At 64.3% G+C, this 24,879-nt stretch carries 24 protein-coding genes; 10 read left to right on the forward strand and 14 right to left on the reverse strand.

Annotation, left to right across the window (positions count from 1 at the left end; genetic code table 11):
* Positions 1–12: 12 nt before the first annotated feature.
* Positions 13–750 (forward strand): lysophospholipid acyltransferase family protein, encoded by a 738-nt coding sequence (locus EC86_RS0119830; RefSeq protein ID WP_029527619.1) that lies wholly within the window; start codon positions 13–15, stop codon positions 748–750.
* A 13-nt stretch (positions 751–763) separates the two neighbouring features.
* On the opposite strand, the gene EC86_RS0119835 is transcribed toward EC86_RS0119830, so the two are convergent.
* The gene (locus EC86_RS0119835) at positions 764–1,918 is read right to left on the reverse strand and encodes an ABC transporter ATP-binding protein (RefSeq protein WP_084181464.1); all 1,155 of its coding nucleotides are present in this window, start codon (positions 1,916–1,918) and stop codon (positions 764–766) included.
* A gap of 109 nt (positions 1,919–2,027) precedes the next feature.
* Between EC86_RS0119835 and EC86_RS0119840 the strand changes: the two genes are divergently transcribed.
* From EC86_RS0119840 to EC86_RS0119850, 3 genes are all read left to right on the forward strand, one after another.
* Complete coding sequence (locus EC86_RS0119840; protein ID WP_029527621.1) at positions 2,028–3,653, forward strand: ABC transporter permease; 1,626 nt, start codon at positions 2,028–2,030, stop codon at positions 3,651–3,653.
* A 177-nt stretch (positions 3,654–3,830) separates the two neighbouring features.
* Entirely contained in the window at positions 3,831–4,052 is a 222-nt protein-coding gene (locus tag EC86_RS0119845) for a CsbD family protein (RefSeq protein WP_029527622.1), read from the forward strand.
* A 62-nt stretch (positions 4,053–4,114) separates the two neighbouring features.
* Positions 4,115–4,684: a hypothetical protein gene (locus EC86_RS0119850; RefSeq protein ID WP_029527623.1), complete on the forward strand. Its 570-nt coding sequence runs from the start codon at positions 4,115–4,117 to the stop codon at positions 4,682–4,684.
* A gap of 177 nt (positions 4,685–4,861) precedes the next feature.
* Here EC86_RS0119850 and EC86_RS0119855 read toward each other — a convergent pair whose 3' ends face one another.
* Complete coding sequence (locus EC86_RS0119855) at positions 4,862–5,872, reverse strand: Stealth CR1 domain-containing protein (protein ID WP_036773598.1); 1,011 nt, start codon at positions 5,870–5,872, stop codon at positions 4,862–4,864.
* Positions 5,873–6,349: 477 nt separating this feature from the next.
* Here EC86_RS0119855 and EC86_RS0119860 point away from each other — a divergent pair, with 477 nt between their 5' ends.
* A complete protein-coding gene (locus tag EC86_RS0119860) occupies positions 6,350–8,614 on the forward strand; it encodes an ATP-binding protein (protein WP_084181466.1) in 2,265 nt (754 codons plus the stop codon).
* A 116-nt stretch (positions 8,615–8,730) separates the two neighbouring features.
* On the opposite strand, the gene EC86_RS0119865 is transcribed toward EC86_RS0119860, so the two are convergent.
* Positions 8,731–8,916 (reverse strand): CsbD family protein, encoded by a 186-nt coding sequence (locus EC86_RS0119865; RefSeq protein WP_029527626.1) that lies wholly within the window; start codon positions 8,914–8,916, stop codon positions 8,731–8,733.
* A 229-nt stretch (positions 8,917–9,145) separates the two neighbouring features.
* On the opposite strand from EC86_RS0119865, the gene EC86_RS0119870 reads away from it, so the two are divergent.
* Positions 9,146–9,412: a cupin domain-containing protein gene (locus EC86_RS0119870; RefSeq protein ID WP_029527627.1), complete on the forward strand. Its 267-nt coding sequence runs from the start codon at positions 9,146–9,148 to the stop codon at positions 9,410–9,412.
* A gap of 45 nt (positions 9,413–9,457) precedes the next feature.
* On the opposite strand, the gene gspF is transcribed toward EC86_RS0119870, so the two are convergent.
* From gspF to gspG, 11 genes are all read right to left on the reverse strand, one after another.
* Positions 9,458–10,696: a type II secretion system inner membrane protein GspF gene (gspF, locus tag EC86_RS0119875; RefSeq protein WP_029527628.1), complete on the reverse strand. Its 1,239-nt coding sequence runs from the start codon at positions 10,694–10,696 to the stop codon at positions 9,458–9,460.
* Between the two features lie 232 nt (positions 10,697–10,928).
* Positions 10,929–12,338: a GspE/PulE family protein gene (locus EC86_RS0119880; protein ID WP_029527629.1), complete on the reverse strand. Its 1,410-nt coding sequence runs from the start codon at positions 12,336–12,338 to the stop codon at positions 10,929–10,931.
* Between the two features lie 4 nt (positions 12,339–12,342).
* Positions 12,343–14,550, reverse strand: a complete 2,208-nt coding sequence (gene gspD / locus EC86_RS0119885; RefSeq protein ID WP_029527630.1) for a type II secretion system secretin GspD — start codon at positions 14,548–14,550, stop codon at positions 12,343–12,345.
* Between the two features lie 6 nt (positions 14,551–14,556).
* Entirely contained in the window at positions 14,557–15,363 is an 807-nt protein-coding gene (gspN, locus tag EC86_RS0119890; RefSeq protein WP_029527631.1) for a type II secretion system protein N, read from the reverse strand.
* 7 nt (positions 15,364–15,370) lie between these two features.
* Positions 15,371–15,871, reverse strand: a complete 501-nt coding sequence (gene gspM, locus EC86_RS0119895; RefSeq protein ID WP_029527632.1) for a type II secretion system protein GspM — start codon at positions 15,869–15,871, stop codon at positions 15,371–15,373.
* Positions 15,868–17,097: a type II secretion system protein GspL gene (gene gspL, locus EC86_RS0119900; protein WP_029527633.1), complete on the reverse strand. Its 1,230-nt coding sequence runs from the start codon at positions 17,095–17,097 to the stop codon at positions 15,868–15,870. Before gspL ends, gspM begins: the two co-directional genes overlap by 4 nt.
* A 33-nt stretch (positions 17,098–17,130) precedes the next feature.
* Complete coding sequence (gene gspK, locus EC86_RS0119905; RefSeq protein WP_029527634.1) at positions 17,131–18,120, reverse strand: type II secretion system minor pseudopilin GspK; 990 nt, start codon at positions 18,118–18,120, stop codon at positions 17,131–17,133.
* Positions 18,117–18,842 carry a PulJ/GspJ family protein gene (locus tag EC86_RS0119910; RefSeq protein ID WP_029527635.1) on the reverse strand — a complete coding sequence of 242 codons (726 nt, stop codon included), beginning with the start codon at positions 18,840–18,842 and terminating at the stop codon, positions 18,117–18,119. The genes gspK and EC86_RS0119910 overlap by 4 nt, the downstream gene beginning before the upstream one ends.
* A 2-nt stretch (positions 18,843–18,844) precedes the next feature.
* Positions 18,845–19,222, reverse strand: a complete 378-nt coding sequence (gspI, locus tag EC86_RS0119915) for a type II secretion system minor pseudopilin GspI (protein WP_156955415.1) — start codon at positions 19,220–19,222, stop codon at positions 18,845–18,847.
* Positions 19,222–19,677, reverse strand: coding sequence for a prepilin-type N-terminal cleavage/methylation domain-containing protein (locus EC86_RS0119920; protein ID WP_029527637.1), 456 nt, complete (start codon positions 19,675–19,677; stop codon positions 19,222–19,224). The genes gspI and EC86_RS0119920 overlap by 1 nt, the downstream gene beginning before the upstream one ends.
* Positions 19,678–19,833: 156 nt before the next feature.
* Positions 19,834–20,283: a type II secretion system major pseudopilin GspG gene (gene gspG / locus EC86_RS0119925; RefSeq protein ID WP_029527638.1), complete on the reverse strand. Its 450-nt coding sequence runs from the start codon at positions 20,281–20,283 to the stop codon at positions 19,834–19,836.
* 65 nt (positions 20,284–20,348) lie between these two features.
* Here gspG and EC86_RS0119930 point away from each other — a divergent pair, with 65 nt between their 5' ends.
* From EC86_RS0119930 to EC86_RS0119945, 4 genes are all read left to right on the forward strand, one after another.
* A complete protein-coding gene (locus EC86_RS0119930) occupies positions 20,349–20,762 on the forward strand; it encodes a general secretion pathway protein C (RefSeq protein ID WP_232229942.1) in 414 nt (137 codons plus the stop codon).
* A gap of 215 nt (positions 20,763–20,977) precedes the next feature.
* Entirely contained in the window at positions 20,978–22,714 is a 1,737-nt protein-coding gene (pilB, locus tag EC86_RS0119935; protein ID WP_029527640.1) for a type IV-A pilus assembly ATPase PilB, read from the forward strand.
* An 85-nt stretch (positions 22,715–22,799) separates the two neighbouring features.
* Entirely contained in the window at positions 22,800–24,017 is a 1,218-nt protein-coding gene (locus tag EC86_RS0119940; RefSeq protein ID WP_029527641.1) for a type II secretion system F family protein, read from the forward strand.
* Positions 24,017–24,877 (forward strand): prepilin peptidase, encoded by an 861-nt coding sequence (locus EC86_RS0119945; protein WP_198026829.1) that lies wholly within the window; start codon positions 24,017–24,019, stop codon positions 24,875–24,877. The genes EC86_RS0119940 and EC86_RS0119945 overlap by 1 nt, the downstream gene beginning before the upstream one ends.
* Positions 24,878–24,879: the final 2 nt, after the last annotated feature.

Here is a 24,879-nt window from a genome sequence, read left to right on the forward strand (position 1 = left end):
CGCAGACGCCTGATGCGGCGCATCCGGGCCTGCTGGCGCTTGCTGCGGGTTTTCCTGCATATCCTGGCCGGCCTGTGGATTGCCGCCGTGCGGCTGCCGCGCCTGCAGCCTGCCGCTCAAAGCGCCCAGGTCCAGGTCTGGTCGCTGGCGCTGCTGGGCCACATCGGCATCACGCTGCAAATTCGCGGCCAGCCGCCCATCCTTGGGCCGGTGCTGCTGGTGGCCAACCATATTTCCTGGCTCGACATCCCGGTGATGCATGCCGCGCGGCATTGCCGCTTTGTCTCCAAGTCCGACATCCAGGACTGGCCGCTCGTCGGCACGCTGGCGACGGCAGGCGGCACGCTGTACATCGAGCGCAGTTCGCGCCGCGATGCCATGCGCGTGGTGCACCTGATGCGCGACGCCCTGCTGGCCGGCGAGGTGCTGGCGGTGTTCCCCGAGGGCACGACCGGCGATGGACTGAGCGTGTTGCCCTTTCATGCCAACTTGCTGCAGGCCGCGCTGTCGGCCGATGCGCCGGCCCAGCCCGTGGGCCTGCGCTTCATCGACCAGGCCAGCGGCCAGCCCAGCCACGCGCCGAGCTATGTCCGTGACGAAACACTGCTGGGATCTATCTGGCGCACCTTGTGCGCGCCGCCCATCGTGGCGCGCGTCCATTTTGGTGAATCCGAGCTGGCCGAGGGGCGCGACCGGCGTACCTGGAGCGCGCAATTGCGCGGCAAGGTGGACGGCCTGCGCCAGGGTTGACGCCTTGCCCGAATCAGGCGCTGCCGCTATTTGCTACTAAATTAATAGCTATAGGTGCTGGAGGAACGTGCGCAAGAGGCCTATTTTGTTCTGAATGTGCATCGGTTTCGCGCACGAAGGTCACCACGTGGTCCACTTCGGCCCGGATGCCCACCCATTCGCCGACCGCATGGTCGTGGTGGCTCGGCACATGGGCTAAAAGCGCTTCGCCGCTGGCCAGTTGCATCGTGTACAAAAACTCCGAACCGCGAAACGACTTGCGAACGATACGCGCCTTCACCGGCGCGTTGTCGTCGTGCACGATGTCGTCGGCGCGCAGCAGCACGTCGCATTCGCCGCCGGGGTAGCTCGACGGCAGGGGGCATTCGTCCAGCCCGACCAGGTCGCCCAGCGGGGTGCGTGCCACCACGCCGCTTTCCTGGTGCATCAGGGTCGCCGGCACGAAAACGCCGTGGCCGATGAAGTCGGCGACAAAGCGGGTGGCCGGCCGGTGGTACAGCGCATAGGCGTCGTCCCACTGGTGCAGATGGCCTTCGTGCATCACGCCGATGCGGTCGCCGATGGCAAACGCTTCGAGCTGGTCGTGCGTCACGAACAGCGCCGTGGCGCCCGCCGCCTTCAGGATGGCGCGCACCTCATGCGCCAGCCGTTCGCGCAGATCGACATCGAGGTTCGAAAACGGCTCGTCGAGCAGCAGCAGGCGTGGCCCCGGCGCCAGCGCCCTGGCCAGCGCCACGCGCTGCTGCTGTCCGCCCGACAGCTCGTGCGGAAAGACCTTGTGGGCATGGCCCATGCCGACCAGTTCCAGCACCTCGTCCACACGCCGGCTTCGGGCCGGAGCGCCCAGGTGGCTCAAGCCGAAGGCCACGTTGCGCGCCACGTCCAGATGCGGAAACAGCGCGTAATCCTGGAACACCATGCCGATCTGGCGCGACTCTGCAGGCAGGTGAAGCTGCGGGCTGCTGACGATTTGCCGCGCCAGCCGGATGCTTCCCGCATGCGCGCGTTCCAGCCCTGCAACGGCGCGCAGCAGCGTGGTCTTGCCGCAGCCCGACGGGCCGATCAGCACGCCGATCTCGCCGGCCTGCAGGTTGAAGGACACGCCATCGACCGCCGCATGGCGGCTGCCTGCGTAATGCACACCGAGCTGGGAGACTTCGAGAAACATGGCTGGATTGTAGATGCTTACAATTCTCATTTGCAGTGACTGGCTGCGACACCACGGCACAAGCGGGCAGGGCAGGGGCCGGCCGGCCACAGCCTTCTATCGGGTTTCCATGTTCCGCCGACTCTTTTTCCGCTTTGTTCCTTCCGCCTTTTTGCTGCTGCTGGTGGCATTCCTGACTCTGCCGGTGCTGGCCGTGGTGCTGTCCTGGCTTGAATTCGACGCCGGGGCGCGCTCCATCCTGACGCAGATGCTGCAGACGGTGCTGCCCGACTACACCTGGACCTCGCTGCTGCTGTGCCTGCTGGTCGGCACGGGCGTCGCTGGCGTCGGCATGGCCACGGCCAGCGCGGTCACGCTGTTCGAGTTTCCGGGCCGGCGCACGTTTGAATGGGCTTTGTTGCTGCCGCTGGCCATGCCGGCGTATGTGGTGGCCTATGCCTACACCGACTTTTTGCAGTACGGCGGGCCGCTGCAGGCATGGCTGCGCGCGGCCTTCGGGCTGCAGGGGCGGCTGCTGCCCGAAGTGCGCAGCCTGGGCGGCGCGGTGCTGGTGTTCACGGTGTCGCTGTACCCGTATGTCTATCTGCTGGCGCGCACCGCCCTGTCCGAGCGCGCCGCGCACCTGATGGAGGCGGCCCGGCTGCTGGGCGCGCCGCTGTCCCGGCGCATCCGTGAGGTCGCCCTGCCGCTGGCGCGTCCGGCGGTGGCGGCCGGCGTGGCGCTGGCGTTGATGGAAACGCTGGCGGATTTTGGCGTGTCCAGCTACTTTGGCATCCAGACCTTCACCGCCGGCATCTACAAGGCCTGGCTGTCGATGGACAACCGAATGGCGGCCGCGCAACTCGCCACCGTGCTGCTGGTGTTCGTCGCGGTGCTGCTGCGCATCGAGCACAGCGCCCAGCGGCGCATGCGCTTTGCCGCCGGGCGCGGCGCGCGTGCCGGGTCCGCCGACGCCGCCCCGGTGCAGCTGCGCGGCGGGCGGGCGGCGCTGGCCTGGGGCCTCTGCGCCGCGCCGATCGGCTTCGGCTTCGTGCTGCCGGTGCTGTTCATGCTGCGGCCGCTGGTGCTGGGCTGGGACAACCTGCTCTGGGGCCAGTTTGCCAACTGGACGCTGAACAGCCTGTATCTAGCCGGGCTGAGCGCCGTGCTGGCCACCGCGCTGGCCCTTGGCCTGGCGTTTGCCGTGCGGCGCCAGCCCGACCTGCTGACCCGTGGCGCGGTGCAACTGGCCAGCCTGGGCTATGCCGTTCCGGGCGCCGTCATCGTGGTCGGGCTGCTGCTGCCGGTGGGCTGGCTGCAGGCGGCCGCGCCGCAAACCGGCGCGGGCTACTGGGTCACCGCCACCGTCCTTGGCGTGGTCTGGGCCTACCTGGTGCGTTTCAGCGCGGTGGCGCTGCAAAGTATCCAGAGCGGCTATTCGCGCATTCCGGCCAGCTTTGACGACAGCGCCCGCATGCTCGGCACCACCGGCGCCGGCCTCTTGGTGCGGGTGCATTGGCCGCTATTGAAACGCTCGGTGGCGGTGGCCGGCCTCCTGGTGTTTGTCGATGTGATGAAGGAACTGCCCGCCACGCTGGTGCTGCGGCCCTTCAACAGCGACACCCTGGCGGTGGTGACCTACCAGCTGGCGCGCGACGAGCGCCTGGGCGAGGCGGCCCTGCCGGCGCTGGCGCTGGTGCTGGTCGGCCTGCTGCCGGTGGCTTTGCTGAGCCGCACCCTGCGCGCCAGAAAATAACCGTTCCAGCGTCTGCCCAGCCCGACTGTAGTCATCAGACTACCGCTTCAAAATCCGACGGCCTACTTCTTTGCCGCCTTGTCATGGCTAGCATCTTGTTTCTGCAGGCAGGGACGGTTGCCCTTGCGGCATTCTCCAAAATGCCAGGCAGAGTGACACCATAACGAGGAGAAAAGCATGAACGAAGATCGAATAGAAGGTAACTGGCTCCAGTTCAAAGGCAAGGTCAAGGAGCAGTGGGGCAAGCTGACCGATGATGACCTTGATGTCATTGCCGGCAAGCGCGACCAGTTGCTGGGCAAGATTCAGGAGCGCCATGGCGTGACGCTCGAAGAAGCCGAAATCCAGGTCAATGCCTGGCATGAGCGCAACCCCACCAATTTCTTCGAGCGTTACTGAGCCGCTGTTGATCAGCTTCTCTGTTTAAAAGCTAAAACTATCCAACTTTTCAAGGATTCATCATGAAAACCAGACTTCTCATGCTCAGCGTCGCCATGTCGTGCATTTTTGCCGGCAATGCCATCGCCCTGACCAAAGCCGAATACGATACCCAGAAAAAGCAGATCAGCGCCGACTACAAGGTCAACCGCGACAAGTGCGGCAGCCTCAAAGCCAACGCCAAGGACGTCTGCGTGTCCGAAGCCAAGGGCGCCGAAAAGGTCGCCAAGGCCGAACTCGAATCCCAGTACAAGCCCAGCGTCAAGCACACCCGTGATGTCGCCATGACCAAGGCCGACACGGCTTACGACACCGCCAAGGAAAAGTGCGATGACCTGGCCGGCAATGCCAAGGATGTCTGCGTCAAGGATGCCAAGGCCGCGCACGTAAAAGCCAAGGAGGATGCCAAGGTCGTCCAGGCTGCCACCGAAGGCAGCGCCAACAAGGCCGCCAATGTGAACGAAGCCAAAAAAGAAGCCAGCGCTGAAACGCGCGAAGCCCAGTACAAGGCCGCCAGGGAGCGCTGCGACAGCCTGGCCGGCAATGCCAAGGACACCTGCCAGGCCGATGCCAAGGCCAAGTTCGGCATGTGATGCTTGCCTGAGTGCCGGTCAGGGCAGTTCATGCCCATGACGCCAAGGCCTTGAAAATCCCGCAACTGTGCAGACAGGCCGGGATTTTTTCGTTCGCAATAGTGAATCTTTTTTTGATAGCTGAAATCGCATATGCACTAAGCGAAGAAGGCTGTTTTGACCAATAATCCTGGCGGTTCAGGCGGCCATTCGCTGGTCGCCTGCCCATTCAAACGATGACGGTTCGGGCAGGAGTTTTTCCAGGGTTTGCGCAATCCTCAGCAGGCGCGGATCGTCGCCCGCCGCTTCGTCGCAGGTGTCGTTGATGCAGAAAAACGGCAGGTGGCCGAAGTTCTGCTCAAGCGCGTCAAATTGCTGCGCCGCCTGGGCGTCGCCGGTGTTGATGTAGAGCGGATTGAGCACCTGCTGCTCGGCGTAGCCCATCTGCACCATCCAGCGCGGCGCCAGGTCGGGAACGATGGGCGGAATCCGCCAGGAGCGAAACACGGTGGAGCGCACCTGCGCAAACCAGTCCTGCGCCAGGTGCTCAAGCTCATGCATCACGCTTTTGCGCATGGCGCGCGGCGTGTGCGAATAGACCTGGGCAATATGCCGGTAGTGCGGATAGCGCTCGGCGAGCCAGCGTCCGGACTCGATCGACGCATTGACCAGCGCCGTCTCGTCCGGCTGCAGCGCCTCGGGGTGCGCCGCCGACGCCGGCTCCAGAAATACCTTGAGCCGGCCTTCGAACCACCAGGCCGGATTGACCTTCTGGCCAAAAAACACGTCGTCGTTCAGGTAGATGAACCGTTCGGACAGGCCGGGAATATAGTGCAGCCAGGACTCGATATGGCCCGAGTCGAACACCTCGGGCGAGGCTGGCGGCAGCAGCTGGCGGTGGTCCACCAGCGTCACCCGGCCAGACGGCCGCAGCCAGGCCGGCGTTTGCGCGTCGGTCACGATGTAGACATGGCCGTGGTCCGGGAAGAAAAGTTCCAGCGCGCGCAGGTTGAAAAGCAGTTCCGAATTGTCCCGGTAGCGCCCTGCCACGTTGCCAAAAGCCGCCAGTTCCTCGCCGTTCCGGCGGGTCCAGGCGGCATAGGCGCGTTGGCGCTTGCGCAGCCAGACAGGATCGGCGCCGTTTACCCAGAGGTAAACAATGTCGATCCGGCCTGCATCTTCAGCTGGGCCATTGAGCGAGTTTTTCAAATTTGCTTGTCCTTGCCGTTCAAGGCGTGAGTGCGTCAGCATTTCTTGCAGGGTGCAGTGCGGGAGCGGAAAAGTCCTGGGTGCCCGCTTTTCAACGGCTGGCAGCTTGAGAATGCCGGATATTTCCACCCAGGCCATCATCAAGTGGTTTTGATGATCAGATATGTCTTTTGCGCTTATGCTGCCTGCATAAGCTGCTATTTAAATAATAGCGAATAATGTGGCTGGGTTTTTCAATCCCGGCTGAGTTACATTTTAAACAGGTTGGATACAGTGAAATGCTTGGTGACCAGGCGTCAATTCGCCGCATCCTTGGCTGGCGGCGAAATCCAGCCTGCAGGAACGGATGTGCCCGAGCCAGCAATAGAGTAAGCGAGTAAGCGAGTAAGTAAGTGAATGAAAGTCACAATTGATGCAAAATGACATTTGTCACTCATCCTGAACAAGCCCCTGGATCAAAACCAACTCTTGTCTCGCATGCCAATGAACCATCAGAACAACCCGGCAGACGCGTCGCGGAAGCCCGCTTTTCTGGCCAATGGTGGCGAAATGGGCGCGCTGATCAATGCCCAGGACTGGCGCGGGACCGCTCTCGGCTCACCGGCCAGCTGGCCGCCCACCCTTAAAAGCATGCTGGCCACGCTGCTCAGCAGTCCCCAGCCCATGATCATGGGCTGGGGGCCAGACTTTTTCTCATTCTTCAACGACAGTTACAGCCAGATGCTCGGTTCACGCTTTGGCGGCCTGTCGGGCGTGCCTGCCGCCGAACAGTGGAGCGATTCCTGGTCGGACATCGAGCCCATTGCGAAGAAAGCGCTTGGCGGCGAGGGCGCCTATTACGAGGACATGCCCTTGACCTTGAAGCGCAAAGGCTACAGGGAAGCGACCTGGTGGAGGCTTTCATTCCTGCCGTTTCGTGACGAAACAGGTCAGGTCGCCGGCGTGTACTGCCTTCTCGTCGAAACCACTGAAAAACGGCTGGCGGAACAGCGCCGGGTGCAAGCGCAAAAGCAGCAGGCTTTCCAGGTCGAGATCAGCGATGCCTTGCGCGACGCCGCTGAACCCGAGCCCATGATGGCGCTGGCGGCGCAAAAGCTGGGCCAGTATCTCAACGCCACGTGTACCGGCTATGCCGAGGCCGACCAAGCGGGCGAATGGCGCCCGGTGGTGCCCATGTGGTCCGATGGCAGCTTCCCCTGCCTGGCCGCAAGCCATCGGCTTGACGCTTACGGACCGGACATGCTTGCAGAACTCCGTTCGGGACGCACCGTGGCCGTCAACGACACGGCTGTCGATCCACTCACCGCCGCAGCCGCCTGCGATGCCAGCGACATGTCTCCCCGGGCCCATGCCTTCATGGGTTCACCGCTCATCGTGAACGGCCGCCTGGCGATGGTGCTGTTCGTGGTCAATTCCCGGCCGCGTGCCTGGCTGGACTGCGAGAAAGCGCTGGTCGAGGAGGTCGCGGCGCGGACCTGGATTTCACTGCGGCGGCTGCTGGCGGAAAAGAACCTGCGCCTGACGAATGCGGTCCTCGAACAGCGCACGACCGAACTGCTGCGCAGCGAGACGGCGTTGCGCCAGTCGCAAAAGCTGGAGGCGCTCGGGCAACTCACCGGCGGCGTTGCCCACGATTTCAACAACCTGCTGGCCGTGATCAATTCGTCGGTCGAACTGTTGCGCAGCCAACGGCTCCCTGCGGAGCATTGCGACTATTACCTGGAACTGATCCACGACACGGTGGGCCGCGCCGTCAAGCTCACGCGCCAGCTGCTGGCCTTTGCCCGCCAGCAGCCGCTTGTCCCGGAAGTGTTCGACGTTGACCGGCAGGTGAAAAGCGTGATTGACCTGGTCAAACCGCTGGTGGGGGCTCGGATAGAAATTCTTCATCGGTTCAATGTGCCGGGGGGCTGTTTCGCCCTGGCCGACGTCAACCAGTTTGAAACCGCCTTGGTGAACCTGGCGGTCAATGCCCGCGATGCCATGAATGCCAGCGGCCAGTTTGTCATTGAGGTTCAAAAAGTCGACAGGATACCGGCCGGTCCGGGCCGTGGCCCCCGGCAGGGAGATTTCATTGCCATTTCGGCCAGCGACACAGGCTGCGGCATTGCCGCTGAAAAACTGGAAGCGATTTTCGAGCCTTTCTACACCACCAAGGAGGTGGGCAGGGGCACGGGCCTTGGCTTGAGCCAGGTTTTCGGCTTTGCCCAGCAATCGGGCGGAGAGGTGACTGTCAGGAGCGAGCCCGGCAAGGGATCTGTTTTTACCCTCTACCTGCCGCGCGCCGAAAGGGCCTCCGAGCCGCAGGCCCTACCGGCAGTGCCAGAAGCGCCAATTTTCCATGACGCCATAGCGGTGCTGGTTGTGGAGGACAACGAAGCCCTGGGCCAGATCACCTGCGAGATTCTTGAGGTGCTGGGCTACCAGTCGGTCTGGGCGGCCAGCGCCGCCGCCGCGCTGAAACTGCTGGCCGCTGACGCCGGGCGGTTTGGCCTGGTTTTTTCCGATGTCGTGATGCCGGGGATCAATGGAATCGAGTTTGGCGAACAGGTCCGGCGTGAATATCCCGGCCTTCCGGTGGTGCTGACCAGCGGCTACAACTCGGTCATGGCCGAAAACGGCCATCATGCGTTTGAACTGATCCTGAAGCCTTACACGTCGGACACCCTGGCGCGGCTGTTCCACCAGGCCATTGGCGGGCACAAATCGACCGGCTTCTTGCCGCCCGGAACGACCGGCTGAAACGGAGAAAGCCCGCAATGCCAACCAGCATGCGGGTTTTCGGTGTTATTTCTCGATCCCGAAAAGCAAAGCGGCCGGTACCAGACCAGCCGCTTTCGTTCGGGTTTTAATCCGGATCAGATTTTATCGACAGCGTCCTTCAGGACTTCCTTGGCGTCGCCGACGTTTTTCTGGATTCGCCCTTCGGATTGTTTCACAAGACCTTTTGCTTCCTGTTCGGGACTGTCGATCAGTTCGCCAGTCTTGGATTGAACCTTGCCAGCCGCTTCCTTGAGCGCGCCCTTGACTTGATCAGTGTTCATAATTTGATCCTTTTGAGTGTTGAGGTGAGTGACGAAGCCACGGTAATATCATTGGCGCATCGTGAAAAGCGGTACATAGCTCAAGCATACGTGGGTTGATTCCTACGTGTTGATTTGCGCAAGCAGGCGGTTCGCAGGCTGGCATTGCTTCAAGGAAAACCGCCGGCTTTCTGAACAGCGTCCTTGGAGAGCATCGCTCCATCAACCCCATCATCACAAGGCTGCAAAAATGGAACGAGACACCTTTATGGAAATCCTTGCCCGGGAAGGTTTCAGGGAAGTAGTGACCGTGACGCGGGAAGCCGGTGGATTCCTCGACACGCACGCGCATCCCTTTGAGGCAAAGGCGCTGATTCTCAGCGGCGGCCTGCGCCTGCGGGCCGGGGATGAAGACCAGTTCTATCGGACCGGCGAGGTGTTCCATCTGCTGGCGGGCAAGCCGCATTCCGAGCAGTATGGACCTGAAGGCGTGACCTATCTGGTGGGCCGGCGATGACGGTCCGCGCATGGCCCATGCCATGCCTTGCCCCCGGTGCCTGGTTCACCGCGCCAGCTGGTTGAGCTGGATGATGGGCAGCAGCACGGCAAGAACGATCAGCATCACGACCAGGCCCATCACCACGATCAGCAGCGGCTCCAGCAAGGTGGCAATTTGCATCGCGCGGCGTTGCACTTCGGTGCCGAGCTGGCGGGCCGCGCGGTCCAGCATCACCGGCAACTGGCCGGTCTGCTCGCCCAGTCGGGCAAACATGCTGAGCAGCCCCGGAAAACGCTTTTTATGCCCGATGGCCGACGCCAGCGGCGTGCCTTCGCGCACCAGCACCAGCGCGTCGAGCGCGTCGGCGCGCATGGCCCGGTTCGACAACGTGTCGGCCGCTGCCTGCAAGGCCTTGAGGATGGGCACGCCGGCGCCCGCCAGCATGGACAGGGTGCCGGCAAAACGCGCGGCGTTGTAGCCGCGCGAGAGCTTGCCCAGCACCGGCAGCGTCAGCCAGGCCGCATCGAACCGTTCACGGAATGCGGCGCTGGTCCAGGCCAGCCGGAAGCCGCCCGCCATCGCGGCCAGCGCCAGCAGCACCAGCCAGCCCTGGTTGCGCACGAAGCCGGCCAGGCCGAGCATGATGACGGTCAGCACCGGCAAGGCCCGCTTGCTGCCGGCAAACACCTGCGCCACCTGCGGCACCACATAGCCCAGCAGGAAGGTGACGATGACAATGGCCACCAGCGTGACGATGGCCGGGTACAGGGCCGCGCCCACCAGCTTGGCCTTGAGTTCCTGACTCTGCTCCAGGTCGTCGGCCAGCCGTTCGAGCACCATGCCGAGATTGCCGCTGTGTTCGCCGGCGCCCACGACCGCGCAGTACGTCGCTGAAAACTCGCGCGGGTGCTGGGCCAGCGCGGTGGCGAAAGCGGTGCCGCCGTTGACTTCGGCGCGCAGGTTGGCGACCAGGTGGCGCTGGGGAATGTTTTCGGATTCGTCGGCCAGTGCCGTCAGCGCCCGCTCCAGCGGCAGGCCGGAAGTGACCAGCCCGGCGATCTGGCGCGTCCAGATCGCCAGCGCCGTGGCATTGAAGACGCGCTTGCTCCACAGCGTGGTGTTCCAGCCCGAAGCGCTGGCGGACTGCACGCCCTTGCCCGCCGCGCCGACCGCCTGGACCGCCAGCGGCACCAGCGCCTGCGCCCGCAGCATGCTGCGCGCCGACCGGGCGGTGTCGGCCTCGATGATGCCCTTGCGGGTCGCGCCGTCGGCGCTCAAGGCTTCGAATGAATAGGCGGGCATGGATGCTCTCGTTAAACGTCCGGCGATGTAACCGGGGCAGCAGTTCCATTCCAGCCAGTGCCGCGGAACTGGCTTTGCCATGCCGCAGGCTGTAGGCTGCGGCTCCAAGCCCGCCTGCGCGGGCTTGGACAGCCTGCAGATGCGCCGCCTCTGGCGGCGTGGCGCCCTGCAAGGGCAGCGGCCCCCCCCGTGGGCAGCGCATTACACGAAGTGAATAGTGTGGGGGCCATATCTAGTCTCGGGTGACGCGAACGAGTTCTTCGCGCGTGGTGATGCCTGCCTGGACAAGCCGTTCGCCATCGTCGCGCATCAGCGTCATGCCGTTTTTCAGGCCTGCTTCGCGCAGCTCCGCTTCCGACGCCTGGTGGTGGATCTGCGCCCGGATGGCGTCGTTGGTCGCCAGCAGTTCGAACACGCCGGTGCGGCCCTGGTAGCCGGTCTGGCCGCAGGTGGCGCAGCCGGCGCCCTGGCAGTGAATGCAGACCTTGCGCACCAGCCGCTGCGCCAGCACGCCGAGCAGCGATGAGCTGAGCAAAAACGGCTCGATGCCCATGTCGGTCAGCCGCGTGACGGCGCTGGCGGCGTCGTTGGTGTGCAGCGTGGCCAGCACCAGGTGGCCGGTGAGCGAAGCCTGGATGGCGATCTGCGCGGTTTCAAAGTCGCGGATCTCGCCAATCATGATCACGTCCGGGTCCTGGCGCAGGATGGCGCGCAGGGCCTTGGCAAAGGTCAGCTCGATCTTGGCGTTGACCTGTGTCTGGCCGACGCCGGCCAGCTCGTACTCGATCGGGTCCTCGACCGTCATGATGTTCTGGCGCCGGGTGTCCAGGCGCTCCATCGCCGCGTACAGCGTGGTGGTCTTGCCCGAGCCGGTCGGGCCGGTCACCAGGATGATGCCGTGCGGCTGCGCCACCAGGTGCTCGAAGCGGCTCAGCACATCGCCCTGCATGCCGACGGCCTCTAAATTGAGCCGGTCGCCGCTCTTGTCCAGCAGCCGCAGCACGGCGCGCTCGCCGTGGGCGCTGGGCAGCGTGGAGACGCGCACATCGACCGCGCGGGTGCCGATGCGCAGCGAGATGCGGCCGTCCTGCGGCAGGCGTTTTTCGGCAATGTCGAGTTCGGCCATGATCTTCAGGCGCGAGATCAGCGCCGCATGCAACGCGCGGTTGGGCTGCACCACGTTGCGCAGCGAGCCATCGACCCGGAAGCGCACGCTGGAGTGGCGCTCGTAGGGCTCGATGTGGATGTCGCTGGCGCCGTCGCGCGCGGCCTGCGTCAGCAGGGCATTGAGCATGCGGATGATGGGCGCGTCGTCCGACGTTTCCAGCAAGTCCTCGATGGCCGGCAGCGCCTGCATCATGCGCGACAGATCGACGTCGCTTTCGACCTCGCTGATGACGGTGGCGGCGCTCGACTCGCTCTGCGAATAGGCCGCGCTGATGCGTTGCTGCAGCAGTTCGGGCGCCTCGATGCTGATGTGCTGGACCTCGAACTTGCGCATCACCTCGCTGATGGCGCCTGCCGTTTCGGGCGTGCCCAGGCTGTTCAGCCACAGCGTCAGGTCGCCGCCAAAGTCTTCCAGCAGCAACTGCTGGCTGCGTGCGAACGCATAAGGCAAAGGGTAGCTGGCGGGATGTTGCATGGGCTTATCGATCTGTTGTCATGGGCGGCGGCGCCGTCTGGAACAGGGATTGGCCCGCAGGCCTGGCCGGCACCGCTGCGGGCATGGGCGCGATGGCCGGCAGCACCGGCGATTCATTGACCGGCACCAGGCTGCTGTTGACCGGCTGCGACTGCTGCTGGCTGGTGCGCATCAGGTCGTAGCGGTCCATCGACAGGGCATTCGTCGAGGCGCCGTCGCGCACCACCACCGGCCGCAGGAAGACCATCAGGTTGGTTTTCTTGCGGCTGCGGCTCTCGGACTTGAACAGGTTGCCGAACACCGGCACATCGCCCAGGCCGGGCACCTTTTCCTGGTTGCCCGAATATTCGTCCTGCAGCAGCCCGCCGAGCACGATGATCGCGCCGTCCTCGACCAGCACATGCGACTCGATCGAGCGCTTGTTGGTGATCAGGCCGGTGGCCGAGTTGACCGAGCCCGGCTGCACGCTGGAGACTTCCTGAAAAATTGCCATCTTGACCGTGCCGTTCTCGCTGATCTGCGGCTTGACGCGCAAGGTCAGGCCGACGTCCTTGCGCTCGATGGTCTGGAACGGGTTGACGCTGCCGTTGCCGCCGCCGCCGGTGTTGGTGAACTGACCGGTCACGAAGGGCACGTTCTGGCCGATGATGATCTTGGCTTCCTCGTTGTCCAGCGTGATGAGGTTGGGCGTTGACAGGATGTTGCCGGCGCCCGAGGTCTGCAGGAAGTTGGCCAGGAAACCAAGGAAATACACGCCGTTGCTGCGCGCCGCCACGCCCAGGTTCAGGCCGGTTCCGGGCGTCAGCGGCGTGCCGCTGGCGGCAGCGACGGCCGACTGGATGATGTTCTTGCCGCTGGCGCCAAAGTTGGTGCCCAGCAGGCCGATCAGACTGTCGCCCTTGCCGCCCAGAGGCCCTTGCCACTGGATGCCGAACTCGGCCGCCTTGTCCATGTTGACTTCGGCGATCAGGCTTTCCACATACACCTGCGCCCGCCGGGCGTCGAGCTTTTCAATCACCGCGCGCAGTTGCCGGTACTGCGGCTCGGAGGCGGTGATGATGAGCGAATTAGTCGACGGGTCGGCCTGGATCTGCCCGCCGGTCGAAGGGCCTGCGCTCGGCGTGAGGGGGGCGGTCGCCGCGCTGCTGGGCTGACCCATGCCGCCTGCCGTGCCCGCCTGTCCGCCGGTGTTGAGGGCCTGTGCATTGCCCATCTGCGGCGTTGCCGGGCTGGTCGAGCCGCCGCCACCGCCGGTCCCGGCCATGGAAGCGCGCAGGACCGTGGCCAGGTTGGTGGCATCGGCATTCTTCAGGTAGACCACGTAGATGTTGCCGGCGTCGCCGTTCGGGCCGTTCAGGGTCGGCGTGTCCAGTGTCTTGAGCAGCGACTTCACCAGTTCCAGCCGGGCGCCGTTGGCGGCACGAACGATCAGCGAGTTGCTGCGCGGCTCGGCGAGCACGGTGGTCTTGTAGCTGGCCTCGGCCGTCACCACGCCGCCGCTGGCGCTGTTGTCGAGCAGCCGCGTCAGCAGGGGCGCGAGGTCGGTCACCGACGCATAGCGCACCGGGATCAGCTCGACATTGGTGGCGTTGGACACGTCCAGCGCGGCAATGATGCGGCCCAGGCGGTTCAGGTTGTCGGCATAGTCGGTGATCACCAGCGAGTTGTTGCCGGGGTTGACGTTGATGGTGTTGTTCGGGCTGATCAGCGGCCGCAGGATGGGCAGCAGGTTGTTGGCGTTCTCGAAACTGAGCTTGAAAATCGTCGTGGCGATCTGGCCGCCGCCGACCGGCACGTTGGTCGACACGGCGCCGCCCTGCAGCTTGGCATCGGCCTCGGGAACGATCTTGTCCAGGCCGGCGGCGTTGACCACGGTAAAGCCCTGCAGGCGCAGGATCGCCAGGAACTGGCTGTAGGCCACGGCCGGGCTGACCGGGCGTTCGGTCGTCAGCGTGATCGTGCCCTTGACGCGCGGATCGACCACCACGTTGCGGCCCGTCAGCGTGGCCATGGTGCGGGCCACCGCGTCGATGTTGGCATTGACGAAGTTCAGCGTGATGGCTTCGCCGCGCCGGCCTTCGGCTGCCGGCGACGCGACTTGCGGCTGCGCCTGCAAATTTGAAGAAAAAAGGCCTGTTCCGCAAGCCAGCAGGGCGCTTCCAGCTATTGAAAAAATAGCAAGCGGGTGTTGTTTGAAGTTCGGATGTTTCATGCGGCGTTAACCTACTTTGATGACGGCCGTTGCGCCGTTGCGCCGCCCGATGATGTTCAAGAGATTCGAGAGCGCGTCAACGCTCCCGGACGTGGCGCTGGCAGTGCCATTGAATCGCAGGCGCTGGCCAACCCACTGGCCCTGGCCGGTGAGCAGCAGGCTGCCGTCAAGGGTGCTCAGCTCCAGCGTGGATGGGCTGCCGCCCTGGAGCAGCAGGCGGTAGCTGCCCATGGGCCGCAGCGTGGAAAGTCGCGAGGAAATCTGCAGGGCGTCAAGCTGCAGGCGGCCTGACAGCGCCAGCCGGCCCTGGCTCCAGCGGACATTGAAGCCCTGGGTCGAAGCCGCCAGCTGGCCTTGCGCCTGTACCGTGTTCCACGGCGTGCCCAGACCCGAAAGCAGGGCTGCGGGCCATTGCGACTGGCTGTCGGACAGCGCCAGCTGCACGCCGCCCCAGCCCGCCGGCCTGGCCTGAAGCCGCCAGGCTTGATGCATGCAGCAGTCGGCATTGAGTTGAAGGTCCAGGCCGGTCCAGGCCGGGCGGATGCGCCAGCTCACCAGCCCCGGCAAGGACACGGCGTCGAGGCTGCCTGCGCCCCCCGACAGCACCAGTTGCGCCGAACCCTGCCAGAAACTGCCCCGGGGGGCCGCCAGCACGGCATGGCCGCCGCTGGCCTGAAAAACCAGCGCCGCCAGCCAGCGTGCCGGGGCAAACAGGCCCAGGGCCAGCACCAGCCCGCCCAGGGCGCCCGCCGCTGCCCAGCGCCACGGGGCGGCGGCGAAGGCAGGGCTGGCGGTGGGCGTTGGATAGGCCATGCTCTGGCTAGCGGGCCGGCAGGCCCATCACAAGCACGCCATTCCAGACCGGGCCGCCTGGCGTCGAGGCGCGCACGATACGCGCCTCGATCAGTGCCGAGCGGGCGTTCAGGCGCGCCTGCGACAGCCACTCAGCCAGCGCATCGGGGCTGGCGTCCTTGATGGTGATGCTGGCGCGCTCGCCTGCCAGCACCAGCTGGGCGCTGGCGCCCAGCGTTTGCTTGGTGGCGGCGGTCAAGGCGCGCACCGCTTCGTCAAAGCCAAGGGCAGGCTGCTTCTGGACGGCCTGCGCCTGAATTTGCATCGCCTGCATGGCCTGCAGCTGCGCGCCCAGCGCCCTGGCCTGGGCGTCGGCGCTGCGCAATGTGCCAAGCGCCGGCCCGACGCTGAATTGCCAGAGAAAAAAAGACAGGACCAGCAGGCCGGCCAGCCGGATGCCGTTTTTTTCGCGGCCCGGCAGCCCGGCCCAGCGCGCTCGCAGCGGCTCCAGGGCGCTCGTCAAGCTCATGGAAAACGCTCCTCTTTCATCGTCAGGCCATCGGCCTCCGTGCGCAGGCTGTAGCCCCGTGGCCGCAGCCGCGCCGCGATGTCGGCCAGCGCGGGCGCCGTAGGGGAAAGCCCTTTCAGGCGAAGTTCATTTGCTATGAATTCAATAGCTGTTGGCGCAGGCGTATCGGGCGCAGCAGCCTGAAATTGTCCTAACATGGTTTCCATGTCGGCGGAAGAGGCGACGCCATTTCGGCGTTGCAGGTCGGACAGCGCGCGGGCCATCTGCACCGGCGCATCGACGACCACGCGCACGTCGGGAAACGTGGCGCTCAGCAGGTTGCGGATGGCGGCGCGCTGGGCGGCCTGCGAGGACTGCTCTTTCCAGGCCCAGGCCTGCAGGCCCACCACGTTGGCCAGCACCAGGGCCACGCCGGCCCAGCGCGCAGCGCGCCAGCGCGGCGCCCTGAACAGCGAGGAGATCATGGCCGACAGATGCTTGCGGGTGCGCGTGCCGCGGGTGTAGAGCAGGTCGAACTGCGCCAGGTCCCAGTCCGACTGCGCCGCCGCCAGCCAGCGCTCGGGCGGGGTCTGCAGCCGGGCAGGACGGTTGAAGAAATGCTCCGCCAGTGCGGCGACGCCGGGTTCGGCCAGCACTTCGGCCTCTTCCGGCCACGCCATCAGCGCGGCGCTGGCCACCGACAGCGGCAGCAGCGTCACACCCTCTGGACCGGTGCGCATCAGCTGGGCCTGGTCGGACGTACCGGTGACATGCAGCGAGGCGGGGGCATCGCCTGAGGGCGGCGCCAGTTCGGGAACGATGCGGCTGGCCGGGCGGCCTGACTGCGCCAGCAGGGCCAGCCAGGCATGCAGCCATGCCCTGTCGCAGGCCGCGACCCATACCGGCTCGTCGGCGCGCGGCTTCGGCTCGATGGCGAAATGCAGCTGGCTGGTTTCGTCGAGCACGCTGTCTTCCAGAAGCCCGTCAAGCACGGCACGCAGCCGCCCGGCATTGCCGTCCTGGAACAAGCCGCCTTTCAGCGCCCCTTTGGGCAGTGCAAGCCGGTGCCAGGACAGGTGGCAGGCGGGAACCACCGCCACGATGTCGGCGCCGGAGGGTGTGGGCAACAGCGCTGCAGGTGCCTGGACGGCGCGCAAAGCGGTGTGCCCGTCATCGCTCAGAACGCCCTCACAAAGCATGGCGGCAGTCGGAAGCGCGCGGGAAAGGGTGATGATCAGGGTAGTCATGGTGGAATCAAGGGGGCCATTGTAGGGGGCGTGTCAAGGCGCTTGAGCACCCCGGTCGCGCCACAAGGTCTTGACCTCCAGCCCGTCGCGCTGCACCACCGAATGTTCCTCGACCACTGCCTGGTCCAGCCGCAGCCGCCCCTGGACCTCGAAGAAACGTGAGTTGACGCTGTGCTGCGATTCATCGAGCGGCACGGCGGTCTGGCCAAGCTGCGCGCTCACATCGGCCAGCGTCTTGAAGTGGTTCGCCTGGCGCGTGTTCACCAGCCGCTGGGCCTGCCCCATCTCCAGCGACGCAATGCTGGCCGACAGCACGGTGGCGCTGGCGGTGTTCAGGTTGACCGGTGTGCGCACCGGCAGCAGGGTGATGTAAGGCCGCAGGACGGCAAGACTGGTTGGCGACAGGCCGAGCCAGACCAGCTGCTCGATGCGCTGCGGCATCAGGGGGGCTAGCTGGGCTGCCGCATTGTCAGGCCGGGTGTCCAGCGCGAGCTTCAAATTTTCCACCAGCACCTGCAGTTCCCCGGGGGGGAGTCCCAGCAGTTCGAACAGTTTGGCAAAGGCTTTCAGCGAGGGCTCGGACACCTTGCCGCCGCTTTCCACCAGGTTGGTGACGTTCAGGCGCGACTGCAAATCAGTGATCAAGCCCGACAGGAAGGTTTGCGAAGCATTGGCCTCGTCGTCCGGGTCGTTTTTCTTGTCGGCCGCCAAGAAGGTGGACAGCCGGGCTTCTTCCAGCGGCACCGCCCAGGGCTCGGCCAGGTGGTCGGCGCCGCCCGAGCGCGCATCCTCGCGCAGGATCAGGCGCGCCCAGTCGAGCGCGCCGGTCAGCAGCCAGAGCGACTGCACGCGCGCGCGCTCGGCGGCCTCGACTTCCACGCTGCGCCATTGCTGCCACAGGGAGCTGGCCGCCAGGCTGGCCACCAGCGCCACCGTCAGCATCGCCGTGAGCAGGGCTGCGCCGGCCTGGCTTGCAGCCGCTCGCGCACCGCGCTGCTTCGGGGAACAGAAAGTCGGCGTCATGATTTGGCGCCCACCAGCGCCGGGCGGACCCAGTCGCGCGTGAGGGTGCCGTTGATGGCTTCGCCGGCGGGCAGGGTCAGCACCAGCCGGACACCGTCGGGCAGCGCCAGGTCGGTGTCCACGGCCTGGGGCGCGCCGCGAGTCGGCGCCGCCGGAGTGCTGGCGTTGTCGCTGGACAAGGGGTTGGTCCAGGAATTGCCGCGAAAGTAGAAGATCTGCCACTGCGCGAGCGGCGTGATGCGGACTTCATCCCTTTTCTCGGCATCGCCCGGGTTCTGTGCCCACTGGGCGGCACGCTCCCATGCGGTTTGCAAGGCGCCCCGCGAAAACTGCGGCGGCGACTGCCAGCGCAGCCACTGGTCGGTGCCGTTCACATTGCGCCGTGACCAGGCCACCACCAGCAGGCCGTCGCCAGGCCGCACCGTGCTGCGGCGGACAATCCGCATTCCGCGCCCGTCCCAGTCCAGTGTCGGTGTGCGAGGCAGTTGTACCAGCGCGTCCAGGTCGGCCGACCATTGCGTCAGGCCGGCCTGCAGGGTGAGCACCGCATCGGCCCGCTGCTGGATCTGCGCCTGCGCCCGTGTCATGCCGTCGAGCCCGCGCCAGCTGAGCCCGGCCATGACGGCCATTGCGGCCAGGGCCACCAGCAGCTCGATCAGGGTGAAGCCGCGCGCCTGCGCAGGAAGCGGCAAACGGTGTGAAGCAGCATGCGGCAGCGCCATGTTCAGTACCGTCCCACGATGGTCGAAAGCGCCAGTATTCGCGCCGCACCGTCCATCACCTGCGCTTCAACCCGCAAAAAATTCGGATTGGGCGTGGGCTGCACCCAGAGCCGCACGGAAAGCACACGACCGGCCTGTTCGCAAGGGCTGGTGTTGTCGCCAACCGCCGGCATTTGCCGCGACAGCCGAACATTGACCAGTGCATTTTCAGCGCACAGGTGGGCCAGCAGCAGGTCGGACTGGCGTTCCGAATTGCGCATCAGCGAGCCTGTGGCCCGCACGCCGGCCGCCAGCGCGACCGCCACGATGCCAAGCGCGACCAGCACCTCGATCAGCGTGAAACCGCGAATCCCAAGGCGCCTGAGCCGGCTGCGCAGCATCATTGGCCACCGTCCGTCAGCACCGAAAAGGGCCGGATGCCGTCCGTGGCCAGGATCAGGCTGCGCGAAGGGTCCGAGGTGGAAACCAGGCGGATTTGCTGCGGCCCGATGACCGGTTCCGGCCCCAGCACCACGACGCTGGTGACGGCTGCGCGCACGTCTGGGCCCAGCCAGGCGGCGGGGAAGCTTGAGCCTTTGGCCAACCCTTCAAAGACAAAGCCGGTGGCGGTGGGCCGCCAGCGCACCGGGTTGGCGGTCATGCGCGACTGCGCCCGGGCTGAATCCAGCAAAACGGCCAGCCGCTGCGCCTCGCGCTCCAGCGCCGTCCCCGACGTGTCGCGCAGCGCCAGCCCGACGCCCGCCGTCGCGATGGCCATGATCGCCACCACCATCAGCAGTTCGATCAGCGTGAACCCGCGATGGCGAATCCGACGCAAAGGCGCACCGTGCGTCATGGCACCCTTGGAAAGCGGCGAACCCACAAAGCGAGGAGCAGGGACGTACCCGCTCCAAACCAGCCGGGGCCGCGGAACTGGCTTTGCCAGGCCGCAGGCGCAGCGGCCCCCGCGGGGGGCAGCGAACCACACGCAGTGGGGAGCGTGGGGGCTACTTCAATCCCAGCTGCCAATATCCGCATTCTTGCCCTCGCCCCCTGGTTGCCCGTCGGCACCAAAGGACATCACGTCGATTTCGCCCTTGATGCCAGGATTCAGGTATTGGTAGGGACGGCCCCAAGGGTCGTTAGGCAGCTTGTCCACGTAGGATTTCCAGTTGGAGGGAATCGGCCCGGTGGTCGGCTTGGCCACCAGCGACTGCAATCCCTGCTCGGCGGCGGGGTAGCGCTGGTTGTCCAGGCGGTACAGCTTGAGTGCCTGCATCAGGTTGTTGACGTCGGTTTTGGCGGCCGTGGCGCGTGCATCGTCCGCGCGGTCCAGTACGTTGGGCACGACCAACGCGGCCAGCACGCCAATGATCACCAGCACCACCATCAGTTCGATCAGGGTGAAACCTGCGGACAGGCGCCGCCGGATGGAGGGAAAAAATTTTGTGTGTGTAGTCATATAGTCGCTTCAATGATAATCCTGCCATGCAGACAGACGCCTATCGCCTATGGTCCACCAGAATTGTGACATTTGCCCTCTCCGCGCTGGCCGCTGCCAGCGTGGTGTACTGGGGTCTGAAGGTCTGGGGTTTGTCCACGCCGGCCGCGCCTTCCTCCGCGCTGGTTGAGCCCATGTCCGCTGTCAGTTCACAGGCCATTGCCCGGGCGCTCGGCGGCGGGATGGCTGCGGTTGCCACGGCGTCAACCGCAGCGCCCGCAGCCAGCCGCTATGACCTGATTGGCGTGGTGGCAGGACGAATTCGTGCCGGTGCCGCGCTGATTTCGGTCGATGGTCAGGACGCCAAACCGGTCCGCGTAGGTAACCTGGTTGACAACGAGATGGTGCTGGAATCGGTCAACGGCCGGCAGGCGGTATTGTCCTCGAGCACAGGGACTGCGGCAAAACTGACGCTGGAGATGCCCAAGCTGACGCAATAATGCTGCTGTTTCCATAGCATGCGGCGCATGATTCACGCGCCCTTCAGGGTCATTAGCGTCGAAACGGTTCAGGCCTCAGCCGGTAGTCACTGTTTTGTTGCGTTATTGGTTATTTTGTGAATGATTGCAACACCGGGACACTGTCGCCGATCCTCTGGGTTTACACCTTGTAGTCATTAAGCGATGATTCTTTCTTTGATCCCGTATTGAACACCATGTCCGTTACCGAGACCGCGCTAAAAAATCCCGCCTCCACGGCATTGCCCGGACTTGGCAGAGCGTTGGTGTCGGCCGGCAAGCTGGGCCAAAAGGCAGCCGAGGACATTTTCCTGAAGGCGCAGGGCAGCCGAAACAGTTTCATCGCCGAGCTGACAGGCTCAGGAGCGGTCTCGGCGTTCGATCTGGCGCACATCATGTCAACGTCCTTTGCCGCACCGCTGGTGGACATGGACGCCGTCGACATGCAGCGCTTGCCCAAGGATTTGCTCGATGCAAAAATCTGCCTGGCCTGCCGCGTCGTGGTGCTGGGCAAGCGCAACAACCGGCTCATCATTGCAACCGCTGATCCGTCCGACCAGGGCGCGGCGGAAAAAATCAAGTTCTCCACCCAGCTGGGCGTGGACTGGATCATTGCGGAATACGACAAGCTGTCCCGGCTGGTCGATGCTTCTGGCGCCACGGCGTCAGAGGCCCTTGAAAACATCGTCGGCGAGGATTTCGAGTTTGACGAGGATATGTCGCAGACTGCGGCTGTGCAGGAAAATGAAGCGAGCGTATCGGAGGTTGAAGACGCGCCGGTTGTCAAATTCCTGCACAAAATGCTGGTTGACGCCTTCAACATGCGCGCGTCCGACCTGCACTTCGAGCCTTTCGAGCATTCCTACCGAGTTCGATTTCGCGTGGACGGCGAACTGCGTGAAATTTCTTCACCGCCCGTGGCCATCAAGGAAAAGCTGGCCGCGCGCATCAAGGTGATTTCCAAGCTGGACATTTCCGAGAAACGGGTGCCGCAGGACGGCAAGATGAAGCTCAAGATCGGCCCCGACCGGGTGATCGATTTCCGGGTCAGCACCTTGCCGACCATGTTCGGTGAAAAAATCGTCATCCGTATCCTGGACCCGAGCAGCGCCAAACTGGGCATTGACGCGCTGGGCTACGAGCCGGTCGAAAAAGAGCGCCTGCTCGAAGCCATCAAGCGGCCCTATGGCATGGTGCTGGTGACCGGGCCGACAGGTTCGGGTAAAACCGTCTCGCTCTATACCTGCCTGAACATTTTGAACACCGCCGGCGTGAACATTTCCACGGCTGAGGACCCGGCTGAAATCACCTTGCCCGGGGTGAACCAGGTCAGCATGAACGAGAAGGCCGGAATGACCTTTCCGGTTGCGCTCAAAGCCTTCCTGCGCCAGGATCCGGACATCATCATGGTCGGCGAAATCCGCGATGTTGAAACCGCCGACATCGCCATCAAGGCCGCGCAGACCGGCCACCTGGTACTGTCCACGCTGCACACCAACGACGCGCCCACGACCCTCACACGCATGCGCAACATGGGCATTGCGCCCTTCAACATCGCGTCGAGCGTGATCCTTATCACGGCGCAGCGGCTGGCGCGGCGCCTGTGCCCGCACTGCAAGACGGCCATCGAGATTCCGCGCGAGGCCATGCTGGAGGCCGGCTTCAAGGACGATGAACTCGATGGTTCATGGAAGCCTTTTCATCCGGTGGGTTGCGCCAAGTGCAACAACGGCTACAAGGGCCGGCTGGGCATCTACCAGGTCATGCCCATTTCCGAGGAAATCCAGCGCATCGTCCTGCGTGACGGCAGCGCCATGGAAATTGCGGCCCAGGCCGAAGCCGAAGGCGTGCGAAGCCTGCGCCAGTCTGGTTTGTACAAAGTTAGACTGGGAATGACCTCGATGGAAGAAGTGTTGGGTTGCACCAATGCCTAGCCTGGCGCGTCGCCACGGCAGGACAAATGGCATCCGGCAGCAGACACAAGACGGCTTAACACTGTCCACACAACGATAAGGCTTTATGGCAACCGCATTGTCCAAAAATATCAAGGAATTTGTCTTCGAGTGGGAAGGCAAGGACCGAGGCGGCAAACAGGTTCGCGGCGAGGTTCGTGCGTCCGGAGAAAACCAGGTCAAGGTGTCGCTGCGCCGTCAAGGGGTGATGGCGACGAAGATCAAAAAGCGCCGCATGCGTTCGGGCAAGTCCATCAAGCCGCGTGACATTGCCATCTTCACCCGCCAGCTTGCCACCATGATGAAGGCCGGCGTGCCGCTGCTGCAGTCATTCGACATCGTCGGCCGTGGCAATCCCAACGCCAGCGTGACCAAGCTGCTGAACGATGTGCGCACCGATGTTGAAACGGGAACGTCGCTCAGCGGTGCTTTCCGCAAGTACCCGATGTACTTCAATGCGCTGTACTGCAACCTCGTCGAAGCCGGCGAGGCCGCCGGTATTCTGGAGTCGCTGCTGGACCGCTTGGCGATTTACATGGAGAAAACCGAGGCCATCAAGTCGAAGATCAAATCGGCGCTGATGTATCCGGCTTCCGTGGTGGTGGTGGCTTTCGTGGTGGTCGCCGTGATCATGATTTTCGTGATACCTGCGTTCAAGGAGGTGTTTTCATCCTTTGGTGCCGATTTGCCTGCGCCCACGCTGATCGTGATGGCCATCAGCGAGTTTTTCGTCGCTTACTGGTGGCTGATTTTTGGCGGTGTCGGCGGCGGTATCTATTTCTTCCTCCAGGCCTGGAAGCGTAGCGAGAAAATGCAGAAGGTCATGGACCGGCTGCTGCTGAAAATGCCGGTGTTCGGCACCTTGATCGAAAAATCCGTCATTGCCCGCTGGACCCGTACCTTGTCCACCATGTTCGCGGCCGGCGTGCCGCTGGTCGAAGCGCTGGATTCGGTCGGCGGCGCATCGGGCAACTCGCTTTACGCTGACGCCACCGAGAAAATCCAGCAGGAAGTCTCGACCGGCACCAGCCTGACCGCCGCCATGGGAAATGCCAACCTGTTTCCCACCATGGTGCTGCAGATGTGCGCCATTGGCGAGGAATCGGGCTCGGTGGACCACATGCTGGGCAAGGCAGCCGATTTCTACGAAGCCGAAGTCGATGAAATGGTCGCCGGCCTGTCCAGCCTGATGGAGCCCATCATCATCGTGTTCCTGGGTACCTTGATTGGCGGGATCGTGGTGTCGATGTACCTGCCGATCTTCAAGCTCGGCCAAGTCGTTTGATGCTGCTGTTGCCAGCAGACATGGGTCCCGGATTGGTCGCTGCGCTTGCCGCAATCCTGGGCCTGCTCATCGGCAGCTTTCTCAATGTCGTCATCTACCGGGTTCCGAAGATGATGGAGCGCCAGTGGGCTGCCGAATGTGCCAATTTGAACGGCGCGCCAGCGCAGCCAGCAGAACAGTTCAATCTGCTGACGCCTCGTTCACGCTGCTCCAGTTGCGGCCATTTGATCCGATGGTATGAAAACATTCCGGTGCTCAGCTATGTTTTCCTGCGGGGCAAGTGCTCGGCTTGCAGCGCGCCTTACGGGATTCGCTATCCGCTGGTCGAGGCCGTCACAGGCGCTCTGTTTTTCTTTTGCGCCTGGCGCTGGGGCTGGACGATGACGGCACTGGCCTGGTGCGGCTTTTCTGCCGCGCTGCTGGCGCTGGCGGTGATCGACTGGGACACCACCCTGCTGCCCGACGACATGACCTTGCCCCTGCTGTGGGCGGGGCTGATCGCGGCAGCGCTGCAGTGGAACCCGGCGGTCGATCTGTCATCGGCCCTGTGGGGGGCGGTGGCCGGCTATCTTTCATTGTGGAGTGTGTACTGGGCCTTCAAGCTGGCCACCGGCAAGGAGGGCATGGGCTACGGCGACTTCAAGCTGTTTGCCGCGCTTGGGGCGTGGTTTGGCTGGACAGCGCTGGTGCCCATGATCCTGATGGCTTCGGTGATTGGCGCGGCGGTCGGCATCGCGATGAAGTTCTCGAGCGGCCTGCGCGAGGGCGGCTACGTGCCTTTCGGCCCTTTTCTGGCCGGCGCAGGCTTCACCGCGATGATTTTCGGCCCCCAGTCGATTCTTCGGTTCATTGGTTTGTAAAC

This window comes from Polaromonas glacialis, from assembly GCF_000709345.1.
GTDB lineage: Bacteria > Pseudomonadota > Gammaproteobacteria > Burkholderiales > Burkholderiaceae_C > Polaromonas > Polaromonas glacialis.